Here is a 20,330-nt window from a genome sequence, read left to right on the forward strand (position 1 = left end):
GTTTACAAGTATTTGCGTCCAGGAAACCTGCTGTTTAGGAGCCTGTCGGGCGGATGGCCGGGGTGTCCGATACCGGAGTCCTGGCGGCCGCCGGGTCGAGCGTCGGCCCCTCGGGGATCAGGCGCAGGAGGTGGGCGGGCAGCGGCGCCACATTCGAGGCGTCATAGCCCAGCTTGGTCAGCACGTCGGGCGAGGCCAGCCGGTACTTCTTCCCCTGGTCGGTGACCAGGTAGAACTGCTGCACGTTGGAGAGCTGGTTCTCACCGGGCAGCAGCCCCACCAGGGCCGCCGCGCCCGGGGGCAACAACACCTGGTCGAACCGCTCCGGGTTGCCGCTCGACCCCGGCGTCGGGATGCCGATCCGGCTGCCGACCGTGAGCGTGCCCTTCACGGACCCCTTCACGGTGTTGGCGTAGACCATGCACAGCGGTGCCGAGCCGGCGGGCACCTGGAAGCGCGGCATCGTCGCCGGCATGCCGCCGCCGGTGATCCGCTGGGCCGAGACCTTCGCGGCGTTGGCGTTCGCCGCGTCGATCGAGATCTCCCGTACGTGCTGCTTGCCGTACGCCGTCTGGCTGGCCGGATCCTGGATCAGCAGCGTGGCCTGCGTCTGGGTGATCGGCGCGAGGCCGTCGGCGAGCATGACGTACCAGCGCGCGGGGGCGCCCGCGACCGCCGCGGCCTTGAAGACCTGCCCGACCTTGAACGTCCTGCCGCCGGGGCCGTGGATGTTGCGGCCGCGCTGGGGGATCGGCGGGGCGGCGAAGTCCGACCCCTCGGCGATGGCGTTGATCCACGAGGTCGGCACCCGCCGGGGCGTCTGGTCGGTGAGCCGGTCCACGTTCCGCAGGGCCATGCGCTGGTTGCCCCAGAGCGCCCAGTTCTGCCGCCCGTCGCTGACGACCAGCGCGTCGTTTCCGGCGGGTTTGCCGCCGACGTCGGTCCCGCCCACCAGCGTCACGTACGACTTGCGCCCCCCGGAGGGGTCGGTCGCCTCCACCACGCAGGCGGACCAGGGCGACTTGATGAGCCGCTCGGGCTTGGGCAGCGAGTCGGGAGCGCCCGCGATGCCCACCTGCCCGCCGCGCGCGAACCCGGCCAGCGACTCCGCGGACACCGTCTTGACCTTGATGGAGTCACTGTCCAGCAGGAGCCGGGCGGAGACGTAGTTGGCCACGGGCAGCAGCCGGCCGGTCTGCTGGCTGTAGACGTAGGCCGCGCCGGTCTCCTCCTCGACGATGAGCTGACCGGCGTCCCTCAGGTTGGTCGCTCCGCCTGGCTTGAGCATGCCCCAGATGCCGAACCCCGCGATGATGAGAACGCCGACCATGATCCCGGCGAACGTCGCCACGTTGTGCCGCCGCATCGGCGACTCGGGCAGGTCTGGCTCGCCCTGCAACAGGGCCATACCCAGGCGCTGGGTCATGAGCCGATGTGCCTGGTAGAGATCCTTGCGGGTCTGCATGCCACTCCGTTTCGGTCCGGCCTGAGGACAGCATAGGAGTATGAAAGCAGCGGGGGGTTATGTCCCAAATGGGGCATGAGATCGTGATATACGAGTAAAGTTTGTGGCCAGTGGTGTTCGGGGAGGTTGCTGTGTCAGATCCCGATAAGTTGAGTCCGCCGCCGGCCCAGGGCTGGCGTCTGGAGTCGGATTGGGCCGGGCTCGATCCCGAGCGCGAGGGCGTCACATACAGCGCCAGCAAGCTCAAGAAGCTCGCCGAGCAGCTCGCCGAGGAATTCGCCAAGTTCGCCGGGGACAAGCCCGGGTCCGTCAACGACCTGGACGTGAAGGCCAACCTCGTCGGCATGAAGGTGGCCGTCGAGCAGATCAAGCGCTGGGAAGGCGGCCAGACCTTCGTCGCCACGCTCCAGAACGGCCACAAGGAATTCACCGAGGCGTACCGCGAGGTCGCTGAGAAGACGCGGATCGCCATCGAGCTGATCAACGCGGGCGCGGGCAACTACGAGCGTGTGGACATCGCCAACGTCGGCACGAAGGACGTGTAGGAGCCCCCATGGCCGAGGACAAGAAGCTCAAGGTCCAGAAGAAGACGCACATGATCAAGACGTCGTGCCCGCCTCTTGCGGTGGACGACGACGGCAGGAGCGTCGCCGAGGTCAAGAACTTCGTCAAGTCCCTGGACGCGACGGCCGTCAAGCAGGCGGGTAACGCCTACCTCGACGCCTGCTCGACCCTGGCCGGCGCTCAGAAGGTCATCGAGCAGATCAACGTCGAGATGGCCAAGTGCTGGGAGGGCAAGGCGTCGGTCGAGGCGCAGGAGGCCCTCCGGGTGTTGCACGCGACGGTCCGCGAGCTGTCGGACAAGCTCAACTGGATGGGCCGCCCGCTGCAGTCCCTCGGTGACCGGCTCGTCGAGCACCAGGAGTTCATGGACAAGTCGGGCCTGGCCTGGAGCGACAACACCTTCACCTTCGACGACTCCAGCCCCGGCTGGTATCGCACCATGGACAAAGGTGTCGAGTGGGGTTCCCAGGACGAACTCGCCGGCAAGCACCTGCGCCTCCTGAACGACGACCTCACGCTGACCTACCAGCAACTGCCGGACTCCTTCCACAAAGAGGTCCCGGACATCAAGGACCCCGCCGCGGCACCCCCTCCCGTCACACCCCTGAACACGGACTTCACCAACCCCGGGGGCCCGGGCAGCGGATCGGGGAACGGCTACAACGGCACCGGCGGCTACAGCGGCACGGGTGACAACGGCAGCCTGGGCGACAACGGCGGCATCGGCTCTGACGACTCGAACCGGAACGGCGTCGACACCCCCACCACACCCAGGATCCCGACCGACACGCAGACCCCCGACCAGACCGGCAACGGCACCACGGACCCGACCAAGGGCACCACGGACCCAGGGGCGACAGATCCAACAAAGGGGGCAAACGTCCCCACTGGCGGCGGCGTCACGGACCCCACCAAGGGCATGACAGACCCGACGAAGGGCATGACGGACCCCACGTCCGGCCTGACCGACCCCACCAAGGGCCTGAACACCCCCACCTCCACCAAACTGGAGGACTTCCAGCCCCCCTCGGACTGGAACCCCACCAACACCTCCACTCCCACGACCACCAACCCCACGACCACCAGCCCCAACGCCAACTTCCCGAACTCCTCCTCTCCTTCGTCGGGTCCCCTCACAAGTGCCGGGGGCAGTGGCGGCATGGCCTCAGCCCTGCCGAACGCCCAGACCGGACTCAAGGCAGCCGCGGGGAACGGAATGGGCGGCATGCCGTTCATGCCCATGTCCGGCGCCGGCGCCGGAACCGAGGAGCGGACCAATGAGGGCGGCACCTGGCTGACCGAGGACGACGACGTGTGGGGCGGCGAAACCGACGGCGTAGTAACTGACCGCATCGGCTGACGGCTTCCGTGGCGAGACGACGGAAGGCGGCATCAGCCACCTGTTCGGATGACGGCTTCGCGAGCGCCCGGGGCACCCGTACGCATCAGCCTCTTGTCCAGGGCGGCGGACAACCCCACGGTCCCGAGCGCGGCGACCCCAAGCCCGGCCCCGATCCAGGCCACCACGGGATAGCCGAACCCCGCCCCGATCGCCAGGCCACCCACCCACGGCCCCACGGTGATCCCGACGTTGAAGGCCGAGAAGTTGGTGGCAGCGGCCAGCGTCGGAGCGTCCTTGCCCACGGTGAACACCCGCGTGTTCAGGGCCGGATTCGTGGAGAACCCGAACGCCCCCAGCAGGAAGATCAACCCGATCGCCACCCCCGGCATCCCGGCGAAAACCCCCAAGCCTGCCGAGATAACAACAACTCCCGCTATGCCCACGTACAGCGTCGTAAAAGGCCGCGCGTCAGCATGGCGTCCACCCAGGCCGATGCCGATCAGCGACCCCACCCCGTACAAACCCAGCACCACAGGAACCCACCCCGCTGTCAGCCCGGTGGTGTCGATGAGCATCGCGCCGAGATAGCTGAACGTGACCAGCACCGCGCCGGTCGCCAGCGCCGTCGTCCCGTACGAGAGCCAGAGCCGCGAGTTGAACATGTTCCGTAGCTCCTGCCCCAGTTGCGGCACGCTCCCCGGCTCGGGCCGCCCGCCGGGAATGGTGGCCACCACTCCGATCGCCGCCAGGCCCGACAGCACCGTGACCGCCCAGAACGCCGCCCGCCATCCGAACTGCTGCCCGATGACCGTCCCCGCGGGCAGCCCCACGATGGTGGCCACGGTAAGTCCGCCCGCCACGATGCTCATGGCCTTTCCCCGCGCTCCTTCCGGAACGAGCCCCACGGCTGTCACCGCGGCCACCGCCCAGAAGCCCGCGTACACGAACGCTCCCACCACCCGCGTCCCGAACAGCACCCCATAGCTCGGTGTCAACGCCCCTACGACATGCGTAAGGGCAAAGATCGCCAGAAACGTCAGCAACGCCGTACGACGCGGCCACCGCAGGGTCACCACGGCCAGCACCGGCGACCCCACCAGCATCCCGAGCGCGAACCCGGAGATCAGCAACCCCGCCTGGGGGACGGACACCCCCAGGTCAGCCGCCATTTCGGGCAACAGCCCGGCAAGCAAGAGCTCGGAAGTGCCCTGGGCGAATATCGACAACCCAAGGATGTACACGGCCAACGGCATGGAAACTCCTCCTAGTTTTGGATAGAACAGTGCAAAATTAAGAGACGCGAAACGACGCGTGCTCATCTGGAGCGGTCCCGGGCTGCCCGCGCAAGGCCGCAGCAGCTCGCGCGTAACTGCGTCAGGCGCTGCGTTGTGGGGGGCGTCCGGGGGCGTCAACTGCTCGTGTGGTGCGTGTCCGGGAAGTCAGAGAAGCGCATCGAGCGTGGTCTTCGCGACCGACTCCAGCGCCCCCCGATCCGAACCCCCGCGCGCCATCACCCGCATGCCACTGATGGCCGCGACCACGAAATGCGCCAGCGCGGCCGGATCCTTACCGGCTTGCAACTCGCCCCGGCTCTGCCCGAGCTCAAACGCCGCCCGAAGCGCCGCCAGTCGCCGCTCACCGTCCCGCCGAAGCTGCTCGGCCACCTCCGGATCCCGCGGCGCCAACTCCACCAGCGAGTTGACCACCAGACACCCGATCGGATCCCCGACCTCAACATCGACGGCCTGCCACAACAGAGTCCGCACCTTCTCCCGAACTGGAAGATCGCCTTCGAGCAACTCCATCAGCCAGGCGGTCTTGCTGTCCATGTAGCGCCGCAGGGCCTGGTCGAACAGATCATGCTTGCTCTTGAACGTGTTGTAGATGCTGCTCCGCCCCAGTCCGGTGGCCTCACACAGGTCCTGGGTCGAGGTTCCTTCGTAGCCCGCGCTCCAGAATGCCCGCATGGCCGCCTCGATCGCCCGCTCCTCCTCAAACTCCCTCGGTCGCGCCATACCGCGACGGTAGCACGTTTTGGACAGATCAGTGCAATATGGCCTGCGCACCGGTCGTCGAGGCCGGACGCAATGTAGCTCTGCGGACCCTCCTGGACTTCACATGGGGCGGGGGCGGTGTTCCGTTAGGGGTTGGCGGGAGCGGCAGCGCCGGAGAGGATCGGCTTCGGCGGAGATGCGGGCGGAGGTCTCCTGGTCGTTTCGAGCCTGGACCGGGGTACGGCCGCTCCCTGGCCGGGCATGCCCGATGGGCCGGGCCAGCTCGTTCTTCGTGGACCGGGGCTGAAGCGGATTGGAGCGAGCGGGTTTCCGCTCAGGGGGTGGGCTGGGGCTTGAGTCCGTCCATCAGCAGATCGAGGAGCCGCTGCGCCTGGGCGCGGTGTCCGCGTTTGTCGCAGGCGGCGAGAATGCCGAGGAGAGCGGTGGCGATGTCCTCGGCGCTGGTGTCGGTGCGGATCTCGGCGGCGGCGGCTCCGGCGTCGAGGATGGTGGTGATGGCGGACAAGAGCTCGCGGCGGCTATGGGCGAGGGAGATCTCCCCGGGTATCGACCATGGCGAGCAGCGTGTCGGTCATCCCGTGCTTGGTGGCCAACCAGTCGGCGAACACTGGTTCGCCGTCCCCGAAGGACTGGATCTGACCCAGGCCGCCGCGCTTCCCATGGCACTGAGCACTGCCCACTGGCACCTCGCACGGCTCGGCCTGTCCGCCGGCAGCACCATACTGATCAACGGGGCCGGAACCACCGGCGGTTACGCGGCTGTGCAGATCGCCCTGATCCGCGGCATGCGGGTGATCGCCACCGCCGAAGAGACGTACGCCGGCCAACTGACATACCTCGGGGCCGCCGTGACCGCTTACGGTGACGGCCTTACGGAGCGGATCAAGGCCGTTGGTGAGGGCCCGGTTGATCTCGTATTCGACACCGCGCTCTAGCCCCAGTACCTGGGCCTATCCGCTGGTGCTCCGGCTTCTTCGGGTGTTGATGAGATCTCGGGGATTCTGAAGGTCTATCGTCCTGGTCGTTCGTCTTGCTGTGAGGGTGAAGGCGAGGGGGCCGGAGTTGGCAGGTGGGCCGGTTGTTCGCCGGGTGGCGGCAGGAACTGGCGAGCTGTCGGAAGTTCGCCCCGACCGCCCGCAACTACACCGCATGCCGGCTGATGTCCGAGGTCGGGCTGCGCGTGAACGAGGCGTGCAAGCTGGACCCGGCCGACCTCAAGTGGGACCTGGGCCGCTTCGGCAAGCTGCACGCCCGTCACGGCAAGGGCGCCCGCGGGTGTGAAACCAAGCTTCATTGGCGAGTCCTTTTCGGTGATCCGTCAACCGTTTGCTCAGACGGGAAGTTCGGTGATGCTGAGGGCGAAGTCCAAGTTCCCCACCCCGTGGTTGGCGAGGCCCACCGTGACCATGCCCGCTCCTTCCAGCCAGTGCGCCATTTTCAGGCTGCCGACGTCCAGCGGGCGCAGCCCGAGGCTCTCGATGAACGCCTCCACACTTGCCTTGGCCTGTGCATTGTCGCCAGCGATGAAGACGTCGGGCCGACCCTTGTCCAGGACATGACGGAAGATGGTGTTGAACGCCTTCACCACGCTGGCGCTGGCCGGGGCCGCCTTGGCGACTTCCTGCGCGATCGAGGTCTCCTCGCGGTGGGCTAGCCCGTCGGACGTGGAATTGAAGGGATTGCTGATGTCGACGATAACCTTGCCCGCGAGAGCGTCTCCGTACTGGGCGACGACCGGCACGACACCGTCGTACAACAGGGCCACGATGACGATGTCCCCGGCCGGGGCGGTGCCCCATTCTCCCGTCGTGGCGCCGCCGCCGAGAGCCTTGGCCAGGTCAGCGGCCTTGGACTGATCGCGGCCCATGACCTCGACGGTGTTGCCGCCCGCTATCGCCCGTGCTCCGATGGTGCGAGCCATGTTCCCGGTGCCGATGATGCTGACGTTGCTCATGAGATGTCCTGCCCTGGTTGTGTGTTGTTCGGTTCAGATGGCGGTGGTGCCGCCGTCGGCGACGAGTTCCATGCCGTTGACGTAGCTGGAGTCGTCGGAGGCGAGGAAGAGGGCGGCGGTGGCGATTTCGTCGGGGCGGCCCATCTGGCCGCGGGGGATGAGGGACTCGAACTGGCGCTTGGTGGCCTCGTCGAAGAGTTCTTCCTGCTTGGCGGTAGCGACCTGGCCGGGGGTCAGGACGTTGACGCGGATGCGGCGGTCCTTGAGCTCGTTGAGCCAGACACGGGCCCAGGCCTGCTGGACGGCCTTGCTGCCGGCGTAGACGCTCCAGCCGGGGAAGGCGCCGAGGGAGGCGTTGGAGCCGGTCATGAGGATGGAGCCGCCGTCGTTGAAGAGCGGGAGGGCCTTCTGGACGGTGAACAGGGTGCCGCGGGCATTGAGCCCGAACCAGGTGTCGAACTGGGCCTCGGTGATCTCGCCGAGCGGGGCGGGCTCGCCCCCGCCTGCGCTGGCCCACAGCACGTCGAGGCTGCCCTTCTCCCGCTTGACGGTGTCGTACAGGCGGTCCAGGTCGTCCAGGTCGGCGGCGTCGCCCTGGACGCCGGTGACGTTGCGGCCGATCTGCTTCACGGCCTCGTCCAGGGCGCCCTGGCGGCGGCCGGTGATGAAGACGTGCGCTCCCTCGTCGACGAACAGCTTCGCGCCGGCCAGCGCCATGCCGGTGGTGCCGCCGGTGATGACCGCTACCTTGCCGTCAAGCTTTCCCATGGTCTCTCCTTTGGGTCGGTGGTGCCGTGCGCACCTGGGGTGACGGCGTTATGTACACCGCCCTGTGTTCTTAAGGTACGGGGCGGGCGGCCGGGGCGCAAACTATGTACACCGGTCATTACCGAGCTGGGGTACCATGGACCCATGACGGAGTGGGAAAAGGGCCCCACGGGCCGCCGCCGCGGCCGGGGCGCCCGCGAGCGCATCCTCAGCGCGTCCCAGCAGCTGTTCCGCGAGCAGGGCATCAACCGCACCGGCATGGACCAGCTTTGCGCGGCTGCCGAGGTGTCCAAGCGCACGGCCTACCAGCACTTCACCGGCAAGGACGAACTCGTCGCCGAGTACCTGCGCCGGTTCGACCCCTCCGTTCTGTCCGGCGTGTTCGACCGCACCGACCTCACGCCCCGCGAACGGCTCCTCGCCGCCTTCGACGTCCCCCCCACCACCCCCCTGTGCCCCTACATCGCCGCCGCCGTCGAACTCCACGACCCCCAGCACCCCGCATCCCAGTACGCACGCGACTATAAGAAAGCCGTCGCCGTGCGGCTCGCCGACACCGCCCGCGAAGCCGGCGCCGCCGACCCTGAACAGCTCGGCGAGCAGCTCGCGCTGCTCATCGACGGCGCCGCGGCCCGCACCCGCGTCCTCAACGCCGACGCCTTCCCCGCCGCCGCCGCCATCGCCGCCGTCCTCATCGACAACGCCATCCCCGCCACAGCCGGCGATGACCGGCGACGGGAGGAAGTGTCAAGTTAACTTGGCACTTCGCGGCCGGGCTGGACGCGCTGCCGGTCGCGTGCCGGATCGCCGAGGTCTGGTCCGTCTGGTTCCATGGCGGGTCGAGGTCTGGTCCGCTTGGCTCACGGCGGGCCGGTGTCCGAGATGGCCGCTTGGCTCTACGGCGGGCCGGTGTCCGAGATGGCCGCTTGGATGGGGGTTGTGTTGCCCATGGTGATCAGCAGGCCGCGTCCTGGTGGGCCTCCGACGGCGCCGCGCGGCAGGCGGACCGTGAACAGGTCGCCGTCGGCCGGGCTCTGCACCGACAGGAGTACGCCGGTGCGCGACTTGCGGGTCTCGGCGACGAAGCCGCGGTAGGCCGTCGCCAGGTCGCCTGTCGCGCCCGCGATGATGAGGCCGTGGTCTCCGTCTCGGCCTGATCGGAGGACTTCTTCCAGGACCGTCCCTAGGGGGGAGTCCGGGTTGATCAGCTCGGCGTCGTCCACGATCACCACGTAGCGTTCGCGGTCGGCGAGCAGCTCCTGCAGGCCCGCTCCGTCGCCACCGAGGATGGCGAGGGCGCCCTCCAGCGTACGTAGCGGGCTACGCCGGGGAGCGATGGCGATGACCGGCGTGCCGTACGAGATGAGCGACCTGGCGGCCGTCACCAGCACCGAGGAGCGGCCGGAGCGGGCCGGTCCGGCGACGACGGCGCCGGGGCCGTGGGCGAGGAGGTCCAGGCCCATCGGAGCCAGGGCGTCGCCGCCTGCGCCGATCAGGGCCCACAGTGGCGATGGATGGGTGAAGTTCGGTTCCAGGTCCATAGCCTGGCCGGCGGTGATACGCATGGGAAGCGCGTCGACCCGAAGCGGCGGCTCTCCCTCCCAGAGCCACGCGCCGCGTCCCAGCCGAGTCGACCGACCCCTTCCGCCCAAGCCCTCTGGCGGGTCGCCTCGGAAGTCGTCACCTGACGTGCCGCCCAGGATGTTACCGTCCGACGCGCCACCCGACGCGCCACCCGACGCGCCACCCGAGGTGCCGCTTGACGTGTCGCCTGAGGCGCCCACCAGGGCTTCGTGGAGGTTTGTCGCAGAGGCGGCCGCAGCGGCCTGGGGAGTGCCTCGCGGGGGCACCGCGGTGGATGCGTACGTCGGGACGCTGCGGAGCGGGGCCGCGGCGCGGGCGAGGGACTGGAGGGCGGCTACCTGGGCGGGACCCGACGGGTCGTGGGTCAGGAGGGCGATCTGGCTCTCGATGATGCCGTGTTCGCCGATCGAGAGGGCGCGGCCGGCGGGCATCGACGCGGGCAGGCCCTTCATCGGCAGGCCGGCCAGCCCGTAGTCGGCCGGATCCGCCAGGCGGAGGAGGAGGCGGTCGTCGAAGACCGTGGAGACCTGGCCGAGCAGGCACGAACGGTCGCCCGTCACCACCGCCCGCAGCCCCACCGCTGGACCCTCCCTGAGGAGTTGCAGGAGCGACTCCGTGAGGCGGCCGTAGTCGTAGCCCTCGAAGGCCGCCACGTAGCCCTCCCAGCGGTCGACCATGAGCACCAGCCAGGGAAGGCGGTGGCCCGCCTGGCGGTATTCGGCCAGTGAGGCGTGTCCGGCCTCGGCGAGCAGTTGCTGGCGGCGGCCCACCTCGGCGCGGAGGCGGGACAGCAGGCGTTCGACGCGGTCGAGTTGGTCGCGGGTGACGACCGCGCCACAGTGCGGCATGGCCATCAGCGGGAGCAGCGCGCCCGATCCGCAGTCGATGGCGTGCAGGTGTACGTCGGCCGGGGAGGCTTGTGCGGCGATGGCGCCCGCGATCGTCCGTAGCGCGGTGGACCTGCCGCTGCGGGCGGCTCCCGCGATGAGCAGGTGGCCGCCCTGGGCCAGGTCCAGCGAGAGCGGGCGCCGGTCCTGCGCCCAGGGCCGATCGATCATCCCGAAGGCCAGGGGACCGACTTCGGTGAACGTTCCTGATCCGGAAAGCGGACCAGTCGTCAAGGCAGTGGTGACCTCGTCGAGGGTCACGGCCGAGGGCAGCGGCTCCAGCCAAGGGCTTGGTTGCTCCGGTACGCCGGTCAGGCGTGCGGCCTCGATGAGGGCGTCGGCGAGGATGGTGAGGTCGGTGATCGTCGACCCCTCCGGCGGCTCCGGGAGCGGCGGCAGTGCCTTGCCCAAGGACCGCCAGTCCACGTCGACCACCCGCAGCCGACCACCCGCACCCGCCAGACCACCCGCACCCGCCAGACCACCCGCACCCGCCAAGCTACCTCTGCCCGCCAAACCGCCGCTGCCCGCCAAGCGGCCGGGATCGAGCATCGCACCCGGGCCGAGTGTCGCGCCCGCGCCCGTCGGGTCGGCTCTGAGCGAGACGCTCGCCACCGGGCTCCTGCCTCCCACCCGGGCCGTCTGTACGGCCGCCGCCGCCCCCACCCCCGATTTCACGTAACACCGGCCAGGCGTCGACTTGGAGATGTGAGCAGCGTCCGGCAGGTCGATGACGTCGGAGGATTCGGCGGGCTCGGTGACCCGGAGCGCGATCCGCAGCGAGGTGTTGGCCTGGATGTCGGCCGTGACCACCCCGGCCGGCCGCTGGGTGGCCAGGATCAGGTGGATGCCGAGCGAACGGCCCCTGCGGGCGATGTCGACCAGGCCGTTGACGAAGTCGGGCAGCTCGGCCACCAGGGCCGCGAACTCGTCGATGATCAGCACGAGCCTGGGCAGCGGCTCGCCGGTGTAGTCGTCGATGTCCTTGGCGCCCGCGGCCAGCAGCAGGCGTTCGCGGCGCCGGATCTCGGCGGCCAGGGAGTCGAGGGCCCGCTGCGTCAGGTGACCGTCGAGGTCGCTGACCATGCCGACCGTGTGCGGCAGCCGTACGCACTCCTTGAACGCGGCCCCGCCCTTGTAGTCGACCAGCACGAACGTCAGCTGGTCCGGCCGGTTGGCCACCGCCAGCGAGCAGATGAGCGTCTGCAGCAGCTCCGACTTGCCCGCGCCCGTGGTGCCGGCGATCAGGCCGTGCGGACCGTCCACCCTCAGGTCGACGGAGAACGGGCCGTCGGGGCCGATGCCGATGACCGCCTTCGTGGAGCCGTGGCCGTGCCAGCGCGTGGCGAGGTCGTGGCCGGAGGGGGCGGGCAGGCTCAGCAGGTCGAGGAGACGGACCGCCTCGGGGAGATGGCCTGCCGGGTCGTCCCTGCTCACGTCACGGATCGGGCCGAGCGCCCTGGCCACGCGGTCGCACCACGACGGTGAGACCAGGTCGGCCAGAACCGGGCCGATGACCTCCAGGCCGCCGCCGAGCAGGCGCACCTGACCGTCCGCGGCGCACGCGGCGACGGTGGCGCACTCCTCGGGGAGCAGGCTCTGGTCGTCGTCGATGGCGAGGGTGAAGACGCCCGACCGGGGGCCCTGGCGCAGGATCTGCGGCATGCCGGGCAGGCCACGCAGAACCTGGGCGCCGTCGAGCACGACGAGGACGTCGTAGGGGCGTACGTCATAGGAGGTCAGAGCCGGTGTCTCCGGGCCGCCCAGGTCGTCCCAGCCGGTGGGGATCTTGCCGAGTTCGGGGATGGCGGTGTTCTGGCGTTCGTCGATGAGGGCGGCCAGTTCGGCGACGCGGTGGGCGGCGGACTCCGGGTCGGTGCCGACCAGGGCCACGCAGTCCTCGCCGCCGCGCGGGGCGCAGTGCGGCAGCCAGCGGACCCAGCCCCAGCGGCGCTCGCCGTCGGCGTGCGCGGACAAGACCACGATGGCCAGGTCGCGGGGGCTGTGCAGGGTCGCCGCCTGGCCGATCAGCCAGCCGGTCAGGCCGGTCGCGGTGTCGCGGGGGCCGGTGACTCCCGCCACGCCGAGCCGGCGCATGGCCAGGGCCACCGGCACGGACCGGCAGATCGGCGGAGAGATCGCGCCGCCCTTCTCCTCGGACAGCTCCAGGTTGGCCGGCAGGTCGGCCAGCCCGACCCTGAGCCGCAGCGCGTCGGGATCGTGGATGCGCCGCTCCCACAGCCGCCTGCGCGGGCCGGTGGCGGTGAGCAGCACCTGGGCCGGGTCGGGCGCGTCGGATCGGCGGATCAGCTCGTCCTCGGCCCTGGCCTGCTCGACCGCCAGCTCGTACGCCTCCAGGCGCTCTTTGTACTTCTTGGCGGCCTTCCTGTGCTGCTTCTTGCCGTGGCGGCGGTCACTCCACCACTGCCCGATCATGATGAGGGGGGTCATCAGGGCGATGAGCAGGTAGTAGGGCTGCCGCATGACATAGGCCAGCGTGACGCCCATCACCGCGGGCAGGAGCGCGGCCAGCAGTTGCAGGCGCATCCCCTCGGCGCGGCTGGGCTCCAGGGGGCGTTCGAAGGTGCGCTCGGGCTCCGGTCTGCGCAGCCGTGGCGGCCGGTTGTAGGCGACGCCGCCCTCCGGGAGAGGCGCCAGGTGCGCGTCCTGCGGCTCGATCGCGGTCAGCGTGAACACCGAGGAACCGCAGGTCAGCAGCGTGTGCTCGGTCCAGTCGACGGCTTCGGTGAGTGGCTGGGCGGCCAGCTCGGGCGGCTCGTAGTGGACGGGCTCCGCCTCCGCCGCCTCGCGCTCGGCGACCCGGGCGGTGAGCTCGGCGACCTCGTCGGCCCACCGGCCCTTGAGCTTGAGGCGCTGCGCCTGCTGGGGCGCGCGGTGCCGGGCCGGCTCGACCGTGATCGCGTCGGGGGTCACACGCAGGATGGCGGCCTCGGGGGCGAGAGACGGGTCGGCGACGGTCATCGCGCACATCGGGTCGGATCCGATGACGTGCACGCCCAGGCCCAGGCGGTGAACGGCGCCCGCGGCCGGGCCGCCCACCACCCGCACCTCGGCCACGCCGCCGGGCTCCTCGATGATCGTGGCGCGGGCGAGGTGGGCGTCGAGGGTGACCTTGTCGCCGTCGCGCAGCACCGCCCCGGCCATGGCGCGCGGGTCGAGCGGCCGCCCGTTGCGCCAGAGCACGGCGCCCGCCCGGCCGAACCCGTCGCCCGACCGGCCAAGCCCGTCGCCCCGATCCCGGATGGACGCGCCGCCGACCGCACGCCGATCAGGATCGCGGGCGCCCGGGACGTCAGGTGAGTGGGGGGCGTCGAACCGGCCGGACTCGGATGATCCGCCGGGCCGGGTGTGCCGCGCCGAGGGGCGGGCGCCGGGGTCGGTCGCCGACATGCCGTAGGGAGCGCGCGCCCTGGGCAGGCGGACGACCTCGGCCAGCGGTGCCTGACCGCTGAGGGTTTCACTCACCCTCGCCACCGTGGCGCCGTTGTCACCCTCGATCACAACGTCACGATCGCCTTGCTCGCCGAGCACGGTGAGCATGATCCGCATGTGCCGTCTCCTCGATCGGGCCTGGGCGCAAAGGTAACGCCAGAACAAAGGGTAGGTCCCGAGGTTGGCGGCAATGGCATGGATGGGCCGACCTGTGGATAACCGCGGACGGTAATTACGGCCTGTGGAAAGTAGATGATTTGGCTGCCCATTTAGGACGTAGCAGCCATCGCATGTTAAGGAAGGGAATGGTGTGAAAAAAGAGGCATCGTGGATCGGCCCACGTCAGCGAGGTTAGGGTTCCCCAAGAACCCCGATCTGTCCTGCCATCGCCGCGCTTATCCCGAAAAACCACCCAGGTCAACTCACTGTAAACAATAGGCATTGATTATTTCTTGTTGACACCACGCCACCTGCGAAACGAGCATGGTTCCTCGCATTCCAGCCCCGCCCCCACCGGCGGGTGCACATAATGGCGTGAATTCGACAATTCACAATGGGAGCCCCCCACCCATGAGGACCAGTGAAAAGCCTGCCGTCAACACGGCGGGGTTGTCCGGCCCTGCCTCGCGCAAGCTCCCCGTGCCACCCCGCGAACGCAAACCCGCCCTGGCCGCTCTCGCCGTGCTCCTGATCCTCGGCGGCGCGCTCGCCACGACGCTGCTCGTGCTGCGCAGTGGCGACCGCGTCTCGGCGATCAGGGTCACCCAGCAGATCGGCGCCGGCCAGCAGTTCACCCCGGCCGCGCTCGAAGAGGTGCAGATCGCCAACACCGGTCTCGACTACGTCTCCTGGTCACAGAGGTTCGAGGTGGTCAAGAGCTTCGCGGCCGTCACGATCGTGCCCGGCACCCTGCTGACCCACAACATGGGCGTCAGAGCCAGCAGCGAGCTGGTGCCCGGCAAGGCCAAGGTGGGCCTCTCCCTGAAACCGGGACAGTTCCCAGCGGGCCTGGAAAGAAGCCATCGGGTCCAGGTCGTGTACGTCCCCGGCCGCACCGACCAGGCGGAAAGCCGCGTACTCGCACAGAGCGCCCTCGTCGAGAGCGTCAGCGACGGCGGCAGAGCCGGCGGATCCATCCTGATCACCGTGATCGTCGACGCCCCGGCGGCGAAGACCATTGTCCAATACGCCTCCAGCGGTGAGATCGCCGTGGCCGACCTGCCCGGAGTAAGTTGACGTGGCGCTGATCGTACTGGCCGCCGACAAGGGCGCGCCTGGTGTGACCACCGCCGCGACGGCCCTCGCGGCGGTGTGGCCGCGTCCCGTACTCCTCGCCGAATGCGACCCCGCGGGCGGCGATCTCGCCTACCGGCTGCCCGCGGCCGACGGCGGCGTGCTCAACCCGGGCAAGGGCCTGCTCACGCTGGCCGCGACCGCCCGGCGCGGCCTGGAGCCCGCGCAGATCCACCAGCACACCCAGAAGATCGTCGGCGGCCTCGACGTGCTGGCCGGGCTCACCCACGGCGAGCAGGCGGCCGGGCTGACCTGGCTGTGGGGTCCGCTGGGCCGGGCGCTGGCCGCCATCCCCGACGCCGACGTGATCGCCGACTGCGGCCGGCTCGGCGGCCATCCGCAGATCGGCGACCTGATGGCGCAGGCCGAGCAGGTCGTACTGCTCACCAGGGCCACCCTCGACCACGTCGCCCACCTGCGCGAACGCCTGTCCATCACCAAGGCCCACGGCGTCGCCGTGATCGCCGACCCGCGCAACTACCGCTCCTCGATCGACGACGTACGCAGGATCGTCGGTCCGAGCGTCAAGTTCGTCCATGGCCTCGCGCACGACCCCAAGGGCGCCGAGCTGCTGCGCGGCCAGTGGGGCGGGCGCCTCGACCGCTGTCTGCTCATCCGCACGGCGCGCGATCTCGCGGGACGGCTGGTGAGCAATCTATGAATTTCGGCATGGCATTCAACCTCGCGAGAGGTCCGCTACGTACAACCGGGAGTACGACACGCGTCCTCGCGAGAGTGAGCAGCCCGTGATCGATCACTCCCTGGTCAAGCGCTTCCGCCAAGAAGTCGGCGACCGCCTGGCCCACCAGCGCCGCCTCGACCAGGTCAACGGCCTGGTCTCGATGACCGGCGAAGACGAGCGCCAGTTCGCCAGAGCGCTGATCTCCCAGGTCCTGGAGGAGCACGCGCGCGGCGAGATCGGCCTGGGCCGCACTCCGCCCACGGTCGAGGAGGAGGAGGCGCTGGCGGCCGGGATCCACGCCGCGCTGTTCGGCGTGGGCCGCCTCCAGCCGCTGCTCGACGACACCGAGGTCGAGAACATCGACATCAACGGCTGCGACCGCGTCTTCGTCAGCTACGCCGACGGCCAGGAGCTCATGCAGGAGCCGGTCGCCGAGTCCGATGACGAGCTCATCGAGCTGATCCAGATCCTGGCGGCCTACTCGGGGCTGTCGAGCAGGCCGTTCGACACCGCCAACCCGCAGCTCGACCTGCGCCTGCCCGACGGCTCGCGGCTGAGCGCCGTCATGGACGTCACGCTCAGGCCGGCCGTCTCGATCCGCCGCGCCCGTCTGGGCAAGGTGTTCATGTCGGACCTCGTGGGCAACGGCACGTTGAGCCCGGAGGTGGGCAGGTTCCTCAGCGCGGTGGTCGGCGCCCGCAAGAACATCATGATCGCCGGCTCCACGAACGCCGGTAAGACCACCCTGCTCAGGGCCCTGGCCAACGAGATCCCGCATCACGAGCGCCTGATCACCGTCGAACGAGCCCTGGAGCTCGGCCTCGACCAGTTCCCCGAGCTCCACCCCAACGTCGTCGCCTTCGAGCAGCGCCTGCCCAACTCCGAGGGCCAGGGCGAGATCAGCATGGCCGAGCTGGTCAGGAGGTCGCTCCGGATGAACCCCAGCCGGGTGATCGTCGGCGAGGTGCTCGGCGACGAGATCGTCACGATGCTCAACGCGATGACCCAGGGCAACGACGGCTCCCTGTCCACCATCCACGCGAACTCCAGCATGGAGGTGTTCAACCGCATCTCCACCTACGCCCTGCAGGCCCGCGAGCGGCTGCCGATCGACGCCACCCACATGCTCATCGCGGGCGCGATCGACTTCGTGGTCTTCGTCGAGAAGCGCAACGACTACAGCCGCGGCGGCACGTTGCGGCGCTACGTCTCCAGCATCCGCGAGGTCAACGGCTGCGACGGCCGCGTCCTGTCGAGCGAGGTGTTCATCCCGGGCCCCGACGGCGCCGCCCTGCCCCACGCCCCCGTCTCCTGCCTGGAGGAGCTCGCCGCCCACGGATACAACCCCGGAGGCTGGCTGTGATCGACCTCGATCCCCTCGCCCTGCTCGCCGGCGCGCTCGTCGGCGGCGGACTGTTCCTGTTCTTCCTCTCCCTGTACGGCATGCGCGTCCGCCCCGCCCGCCCCAAGCGCGAACTGCTCAAGACGCTCACCACCCGCACCGCGATCGCCGCGGTGGCCGCCACCCTGGTGCTGGTCGTGACGGGCTGGGCGGTCGCGGCGGTGGGCACGGTGCTGCTGGTGTTCGCCTGGCGCGGCCTGTCGGGCGGCGCCGCCGAGGAACGAGCCGCCATGCGCCGCCTCGAAGGGCTGGCCGCCTGGACGGAGTCGCTGCGTGACACGATCGCCGGCGCGGCCGGGCTCGAACAGGCCATCCCGTCGTCGATCAGGGCCGCCGCGCCCACGCTCAAACCGCACCTGCGCGCCCTGGTCGACCGCCTGCACACCCGCATGGCGCTGCCGGAGGCGCTCGCGCTCTTCGCCGACGAGCTCGACGACCCCTCCGCCGACCTGGTGGTGGCCGCGCTGATACTCAACTCCAAGCTGCGCGGCCCCGGCCTGCGCGACGTGCTCGGGGCGCTGGCCGTGTCGGCCCGCGAGGAGCTGGACATGCGCCGCCGCGTCGAGGCCGAACGCCGGGCCACCAGGCGCAGCGTCCAGATCGTGGTGATCACCGCGCTGGTCTTCGCCGGGCTGCTCGTCGTCTTCAACCCCTCCTACGTCAGCGAATACCGCGGCCTCCTCGGCCAGGCCGTGCTGGCGGTCGTGGCGGGGCTGTTCGGCGCCGGATTCGCCTGGATGCGGCGGCTCGCCCGCTTCGACAAGCCCACCCGCCTGCTCGTGGGAGACGGCAATGGATAGAGACAGAGGGGGCGGTCATGGTTGAGGGTGTGCTGGCGGGCTGCGTGCTGGGCCTCGGCCTGTTCCTGCTGCTCAGGGCGCTGTTCCCGGCCCGCCCCGGCCTCGTGTCGCGGCTGCTGGCGATCGAGGCCGTCCGCGAGGACGCCGACGCGCCGCGCATCCAGCTCGCCCTGCCCGACGAGGAGGTCTCCGCCTTCCGCCGCGGCCTGGGCGTCCGGCTGGCCCGCCTCTACCAGGCGCGGGGGTGGGAGGTCCGGTCGGTCAAGGCCGACCTGGCGCTGGTCGGGCGGTCGTTCGAGGGCTACCTGGCCACCAAGGCGCTGCTCGCGTCGGCCGGGCTGCTGGCGTTCCCGGTGCTGCTCGGCTGGCTGGCGCTGATGGGCTGGGGTACGTCCCTGACCGTCCCGTTCTGGTCGGCCGTACTCGTGTCGCTGGTCTTCTTCTTCCTGCCCGACGTTCAGGTACGACGCGACGCGGCGGCGAAGAGACGCGACTTCCGGCACGTCGTCGGCGCCTTCCTCGACCTGGTCTCGATGAACCTCGCGGGCGGTCGCGGCGTGCCCGAGGCGCTGATGATGGCGGTCTCGGTCAGCGGTGACCAGCCCAACTGGGCGATGTCGCGCATCCGCGAGGCGCTGGCCGGCGCCAGGATCGTCGGCATCACCCCCTGGCAGGCGCTCGGCCAGCTCGGCGAGGAGATCAACGTCGACGAGCTGCGCGACCTGTCCGCCGCGCTCGGCCTGGTCGCCGACGACGGCGCCAAGGTCCGCGCCTCCCTGACCGCGAGGGCCGCCACGCTGCGCCGCCGCGAGCTGGCCGAGATCGAGGGCCGCGCCGGTGAGCGCTCCCAGTCGATGCTCGTCGCCCAGCTGCTGCTCTGCGCGGGCTTCGTGATCTTTCTCAGTTATCCCGCCGCTATGAAGATGTTGGGGTCCTAATGAATCATCCCTGGGTCATCTACCTGCAGGCATGCCTCAGCGTGCGTATCCAGCGCGCCCGCACCGCCCCCAGCCGGGGCGCCTCGGCGGTCGAGTGGGTGATCATCTCCGCGATCATCGCCGGCGTCGCTCTCGGCCTGGCCACGCTGATCAAGCAGCTGGTCGAGGGGAAGCAGAGCGAACTCCAAACCAGCTTCGGCCAGACCGGCGGGCGCACATGACAGGTGCCCGGCGCCCGCGCGGGCGACCTCGGGGACCAAGCCGACCTGCGGGACGGCGCCGCCGAGCACGACGCGACCGCGGCGCCTCCGTGATCGAGCTCGCCCTGCTGATGCCGGTCATCCTGGCGGTCGTGCTGCTCATCGTGCAGGTGGCGCTCTGGTTCCACGGCCGTCAGGTGGCCGAAGCGGCCGCCAAGGAAGGCGCCAGGGTGGCCAGGTCGGCCCCCTTCGACTCGGGCGACTGGGAGGGCGCGGCCACCACCAAGGCCACCGACATCGTCCGAGCCATCGGACCCCGCCTGCTGTCGAACGCCGCGGTCACGACCGCGGAGAAGGATCCCGACGAGCGCTTCGTCACTGTGACCGGCAGCGCCGTACAGGTCATCCCGCTCCTTCCGGAGCTCACGTTCACGATCACGGCCACCTCGGGCGGCCCCGTCGAGTGCTTCCGCCCGGACGACGGGGGTGACGACTGCGGATGAACCAGAACCGGCTGCGGACGAGCCAGAACCGGCTGCGGACGAGCCAGAACCGGCGGCGGGAGCGCGGCTCGATGGCCGTGGAGACGGTCATGCTGGCGCCCGTCTTCCTGCTGTTCCTGATGTTCCTGGCGGGGGCGGGCCGGCTGGTCGAGGCGCAGGGCGAGGTCAACGGCGCCGCGCGGGACGCGGCGCGGGCCGCCTCGGTGCGGCGGTCGTTCGGTGACGCGGGCGACGCGGCCGACAGGAGCGTCAAGGCCGCGCTCGACGGGCGATGCCAGAGCCCGGCGGTCTCCCTCGGCGGCTCCAAGTGGGAGGAGGGCGGCCAGGTGCAGGCCGAGGTCACCTGCGAGCTGGACCTGAGCTTCCTGGGGTTCTCCGGCACCAAGCGGATGACCGGCACCTCGGTGGTGCCCCTGGAGCAGTTCAGGAGAACCGAATGAGCCGCCGTGCCTCTGGAGCGATGCAAGAGGAGCGAATGAG

Annotated in this window: 19 protein-coding genes; 12 read left to right on the forward strand and 7 right to left on the reverse strand. The window is 70.0% G+C overall.

What is annotated here, in order from left to right; genetic code table 11:
- Positions 1–34: 34 nt before the first annotated feature.
- Positions 35–1,465 (reverse strand): type VII secretion protein EccB, encoded by a 1,431-nt coding sequence (gene eccB, locus AB0B61_RS14095; protein ID WP_358431690.1) that lies wholly within the window; start codon positions 1,463–1,465, stop codon positions 35–37.
- Between the two features lie 131 nt (positions 1,466–1,596).
- Between eccB and AB0B61_RS14100 the strand changes: the two genes are divergently transcribed.
- Both AB0B61_RS14100 and AB0B61_RS14105 read left to right on the forward strand, forming a co-directional pair.
- Positions 1,597–2,010: a hypothetical protein gene (locus AB0B61_RS14100; protein ID WP_358431692.1), complete on the forward strand. Its 414-nt coding sequence runs from the start codon at positions 1,597–1,599 to the stop codon at positions 2,008–2,010.
- Positions 2,011–2,018: 8 nt separating this feature from the next.
- Positions 2,019–3,389: a hypothetical protein gene (locus AB0B61_RS14105; RefSeq protein ID WP_358431693.1), complete on the forward strand. Its 1,371-nt coding sequence runs from the start codon at positions 2,019–2,021 to the stop codon at positions 3,387–3,389.
- A 32-nt stretch (positions 3,390–3,421) separates the two neighbouring features.
- Here AB0B61_RS14105 and AB0B61_RS14110 read toward each other — a convergent pair whose 3' ends face one another.
- The 3 genes from AB0B61_RS14110 to AB0B61_RS14120 all read right to left on the reverse strand — a co-directional run bounded on the left by AB0B61_RS14110 (position 3,422) and on the right by AB0B61_RS14120 (position 5,891).
- Complete coding sequence (locus tag AB0B61_RS14110) at positions 3,422–4,624, reverse strand: Cmx/CmrA family chloramphenicol efflux MFS transporter (protein ID WP_358431694.1); 1,203 nt, start codon at positions 4,622–4,624, stop codon at positions 3,422–3,424.
- Between the two features lie 186 nt (positions 4,625–4,810).
- The gene (locus AB0B61_RS14115; RefSeq protein ID WP_358431695.1) at positions 4,811–5,386 is read right to left on the reverse strand and encodes a TetR/AcrR family transcriptional regulator; all 576 of its coding nucleotides are present in this window, start codon (positions 5,384–5,386) and stop codon (positions 4,811–4,813) included.
- 313 nt (positions 5,387–5,699) lie between these two features.
- A complete protein-coding gene (locus tag AB0B61_RS14120) occupies positions 5,700–5,891 on the reverse strand; it encodes a hypothetical protein (protein ID WP_358431696.1) in 192 nt (63 codons plus the stop codon).
- Here AB0B61_RS14120 and AB0B61_RS14125 point away from each other — a divergent pair.
- The gene (locus AB0B61_RS14125) at positions 5,881–6,321 is read left to right on the forward strand and encodes a hypothetical protein (protein ID WP_358431697.1); all 441 of its coding nucleotides are present in this window, start codon (positions 5,881–5,883) and stop codon (positions 6,319–6,321) included. The genes AB0B61_RS14120 and AB0B61_RS14125 overlap by 11 nt on opposite strands.
- A gap of 395 nt (positions 6,322–6,716) precedes the next feature.
- On the opposite strand, the gene AB0B61_RS14130 is transcribed toward AB0B61_RS14125, so the two are convergent.
- Positions 6,717–7,340, reverse strand: a complete 624-nt coding sequence (locus tag AB0B61_RS14130) for an NAD(P)-binding domain-containing protein (RefSeq protein ID WP_358431698.1) — start codon at positions 7,338–7,340, stop codon at positions 6,717–6,719.
- Between the two features lie 33 nt (positions 7,341–7,373).
- Positions 7,374–8,108 (reverse strand): SDR family oxidoreductase, encoded by a 735-nt coding sequence (locus AB0B61_RS14135; protein ID WP_358431699.1) that lies wholly within the window; start codon positions 8,106–8,108, stop codon positions 7,374–7,376.
- Positions 8,109–8,252: 144 nt separating this feature from the next.
- Here AB0B61_RS14135 and AB0B61_RS14140 point away from each other — a divergent pair, with 144 nt between their 5' ends.
- Positions 8,253–8,864, forward strand: coding sequence for a helix-turn-helix domain-containing protein (locus tag AB0B61_RS14140; protein ID WP_358431701.1), 612 nt, complete (start codon positions 8,253–8,255; stop codon positions 8,862–8,864).
- A gap of 140 nt (positions 8,865–9,004) precedes the next feature.
- On the opposite strand, the gene AB0B61_RS14145 is transcribed toward AB0B61_RS14140, so the two are convergent.
- On the reverse strand, positions 9,005–14,149 hold the full coding sequence (locus AB0B61_RS14145) for an FtsK/SpoIIIE domain-containing protein (protein WP_358431703.1): 5,145 nt from the start codon (positions 14,147–14,149) through the stop codon (positions 9,005–9,007).
- A gap of 453 nt (positions 14,150–14,602) precedes the next feature.
- Between AB0B61_RS14145 and AB0B61_RS14150 the strand changes: the two genes are divergently transcribed.
- The 8 genes from AB0B61_RS14150 to AB0B61_RS14185 all read left to right on the forward strand — a co-directional run bounded on the left by AB0B61_RS14150 (position 14,603) and on the right by AB0B61_RS14185 (position 20,290).
- Positions 14,603–15,268, forward strand: a complete 666-nt coding sequence (locus AB0B61_RS14150) for a hypothetical protein (RefSeq protein ID WP_358431705.1) — start codon at positions 14,603–14,605, stop codon at positions 15,266–15,268.
- Position 15,269: 1 nt separating this feature from the next.
- Positions 15,270–15,986 (forward strand): hypothetical protein, encoded by a 717-nt coding sequence (locus AB0B61_RS14155; protein ID WP_358431706.1) that lies wholly within the window; start codon positions 15,270–15,272, stop codon positions 15,984–15,986.
- Between the two features lie 85 nt (positions 15,987–16,071).
- On the forward strand, positions 16,072–17,370 hold the full coding sequence (locus AB0B61_RS14160) for an ATPase, T2SS/T4P/T4SS family (protein ID WP_358431708.1): 1,299 nt from the start codon (positions 16,072–16,074) through the stop codon (positions 17,368–17,370).
- Positions 17,367–18,209, forward strand: a complete 843-nt coding sequence (locus AB0B61_RS14165; RefSeq protein WP_358431710.1) for a type II secretion system F family protein — start codon at positions 17,367–17,369, stop codon at positions 18,207–18,209. The genes AB0B61_RS14160 and AB0B61_RS14165 overlap by 4 nt, the downstream gene beginning before the upstream one ends.
- 17 nt (positions 18,210–18,226) lie before the next feature.
- Complete coding sequence (locus AB0B61_RS14170; RefSeq protein WP_358431711.1) at positions 18,227–19,147, forward strand: type II secretion system F family protein; 921 nt, start codon at positions 18,227–18,229, stop codon at positions 19,145–19,147.
- On the forward strand, positions 19,147–19,368 hold the full coding sequence (locus tag AB0B61_RS14175) for a hypothetical protein (RefSeq protein ID WP_357948787.1): 222 nt from the start codon (positions 19,147–19,149) through the stop codon (positions 19,366–19,368). The genes AB0B61_RS14170 and AB0B61_RS14175 overlap by 1 nt, the downstream gene beginning before the upstream one ends.
- An 89-nt stretch (positions 19,369–19,457) precedes the next feature.
- Positions 19,458–19,850 carry a TadE/TadG family type IV pilus assembly protein gene (locus AB0B61_RS14180; RefSeq protein WP_358431712.1) on the forward strand — a complete coding sequence of 131 codons (393 nt, stop codon included), beginning with the start codon at positions 19,458–19,460 and terminating at the stop codon, positions 19,848–19,850.
- Positions 19,847–20,290: a TadE family protein gene (locus AB0B61_RS14185; protein WP_358431714.1), complete on the forward strand. Its 444-nt coding sequence runs from the start codon at positions 19,847–19,849 to the stop codon at positions 20,288–20,290. The genes AB0B61_RS14180 and AB0B61_RS14185 overlap by 4 nt, the downstream gene beginning before the upstream one ends.
- The last annotated feature ends 40 nt before the right edge of the window (positions 20,291–20,330 follow it).

Source organism: Nonomuraea sp. NPDC049158 (assembly GCF_040648335.1).
GTDB lineage: Bacteria > Actinomycetota > Actinomycetes > Streptosporangiales > Streptosporangiaceae > Nonomuraea.

Bases quoted from the DNA above. Each gene is read 5' to 3' on its own strand.
- eccB (WP_358431690.1), bottom strand. From the start codon at position 1,465: ATGCAGACCCGCAAGGATCTCTACCAGGCACATCGGCTCATGACCCAG.
- AB0B61_RS14105 (WP_358431693.1), top strand. From the start codon at position 2,019: ATGGCCGAGGACAAGAAGCTCAAGGTCCAGAAGAAGACGCACATGATC.
- AB0B61_RS14110 (WP_358431694.1), bottom strand. From the start codon at position 4,624: ATGCCGTTGGCCGTGTACATCCTTGGGTTGTCGATATTCGCCCAGGGC.
- AB0B61_RS14115 (WP_358431695.1), bottom strand. From the start codon at position 5,386: ATGGCGCGACCGAGGGAGTTTGAGGAGGAGCGGGCGATCGAGGCGGCC.
- AB0B61_RS14125 (WP_358431697.1), top strand. From the start codon at position 5,881: ATGGCGGACAAGAGCTCGCGGCGGCTATGGGCGAGGGAGATCTCCCCG.
- AB0B61_RS14130 (WP_358431698.1), bottom strand. From the start codon at position 7,340: ATGAGCAACGTCAGCATCATCGGCACCGGGAACATGGCTCGCACCATC.
- AB0B61_RS14135 (WP_358431699.1), bottom strand. From the start codon at position 8,108: ATGGGAAAGCTTGACGGCAAGGTAGCGGTCATCACCGGCGGCACCACC.
- AB0B61_RS14140 (WP_358431701.1), top strand. From the start codon at position 8,253: ATGACGGAGTGGGAAAAGGGCCCCACGGGCCGCCGCCGCGGCCGGGGC.
- AB0B61_RS14145 (WP_358431703.1), bottom strand. From the start codon at position 14,149: ATGCGGATCATGCTCACCGTGCTCGGCGAGCAAGGCGATCGTGACGTT.
- AB0B61_RS14150 (WP_358431705.1), top strand. From the start codon at position 14,603: ATGAGGACCAGTGAAAAGCCTGCCGTCAACACGGCGGGGTTGTCCGGC.
- AB0B61_RS14170 (WP_358431711.1), top strand. From the start codon at position 18,227: ATGGTTGAGGGTGTGCTGGCGGGCTGCGTGCTGGGCCTCGGCCTGTTC.
- AB0B61_RS14175 (WP_357948787.1), top strand. From the start codon at position 19,147: ATGAATCATCCCTGGGTCATCTACCTGCAGGCATGCCTCAGCGTGCGT.
- AB0B61_RS14185 (WP_358431714.1), top strand. From the start codon at position 19,847: ATGAACCAGAACCGGCTGCGGACGAGCCAGAACCGGCTGCGGACGAGC.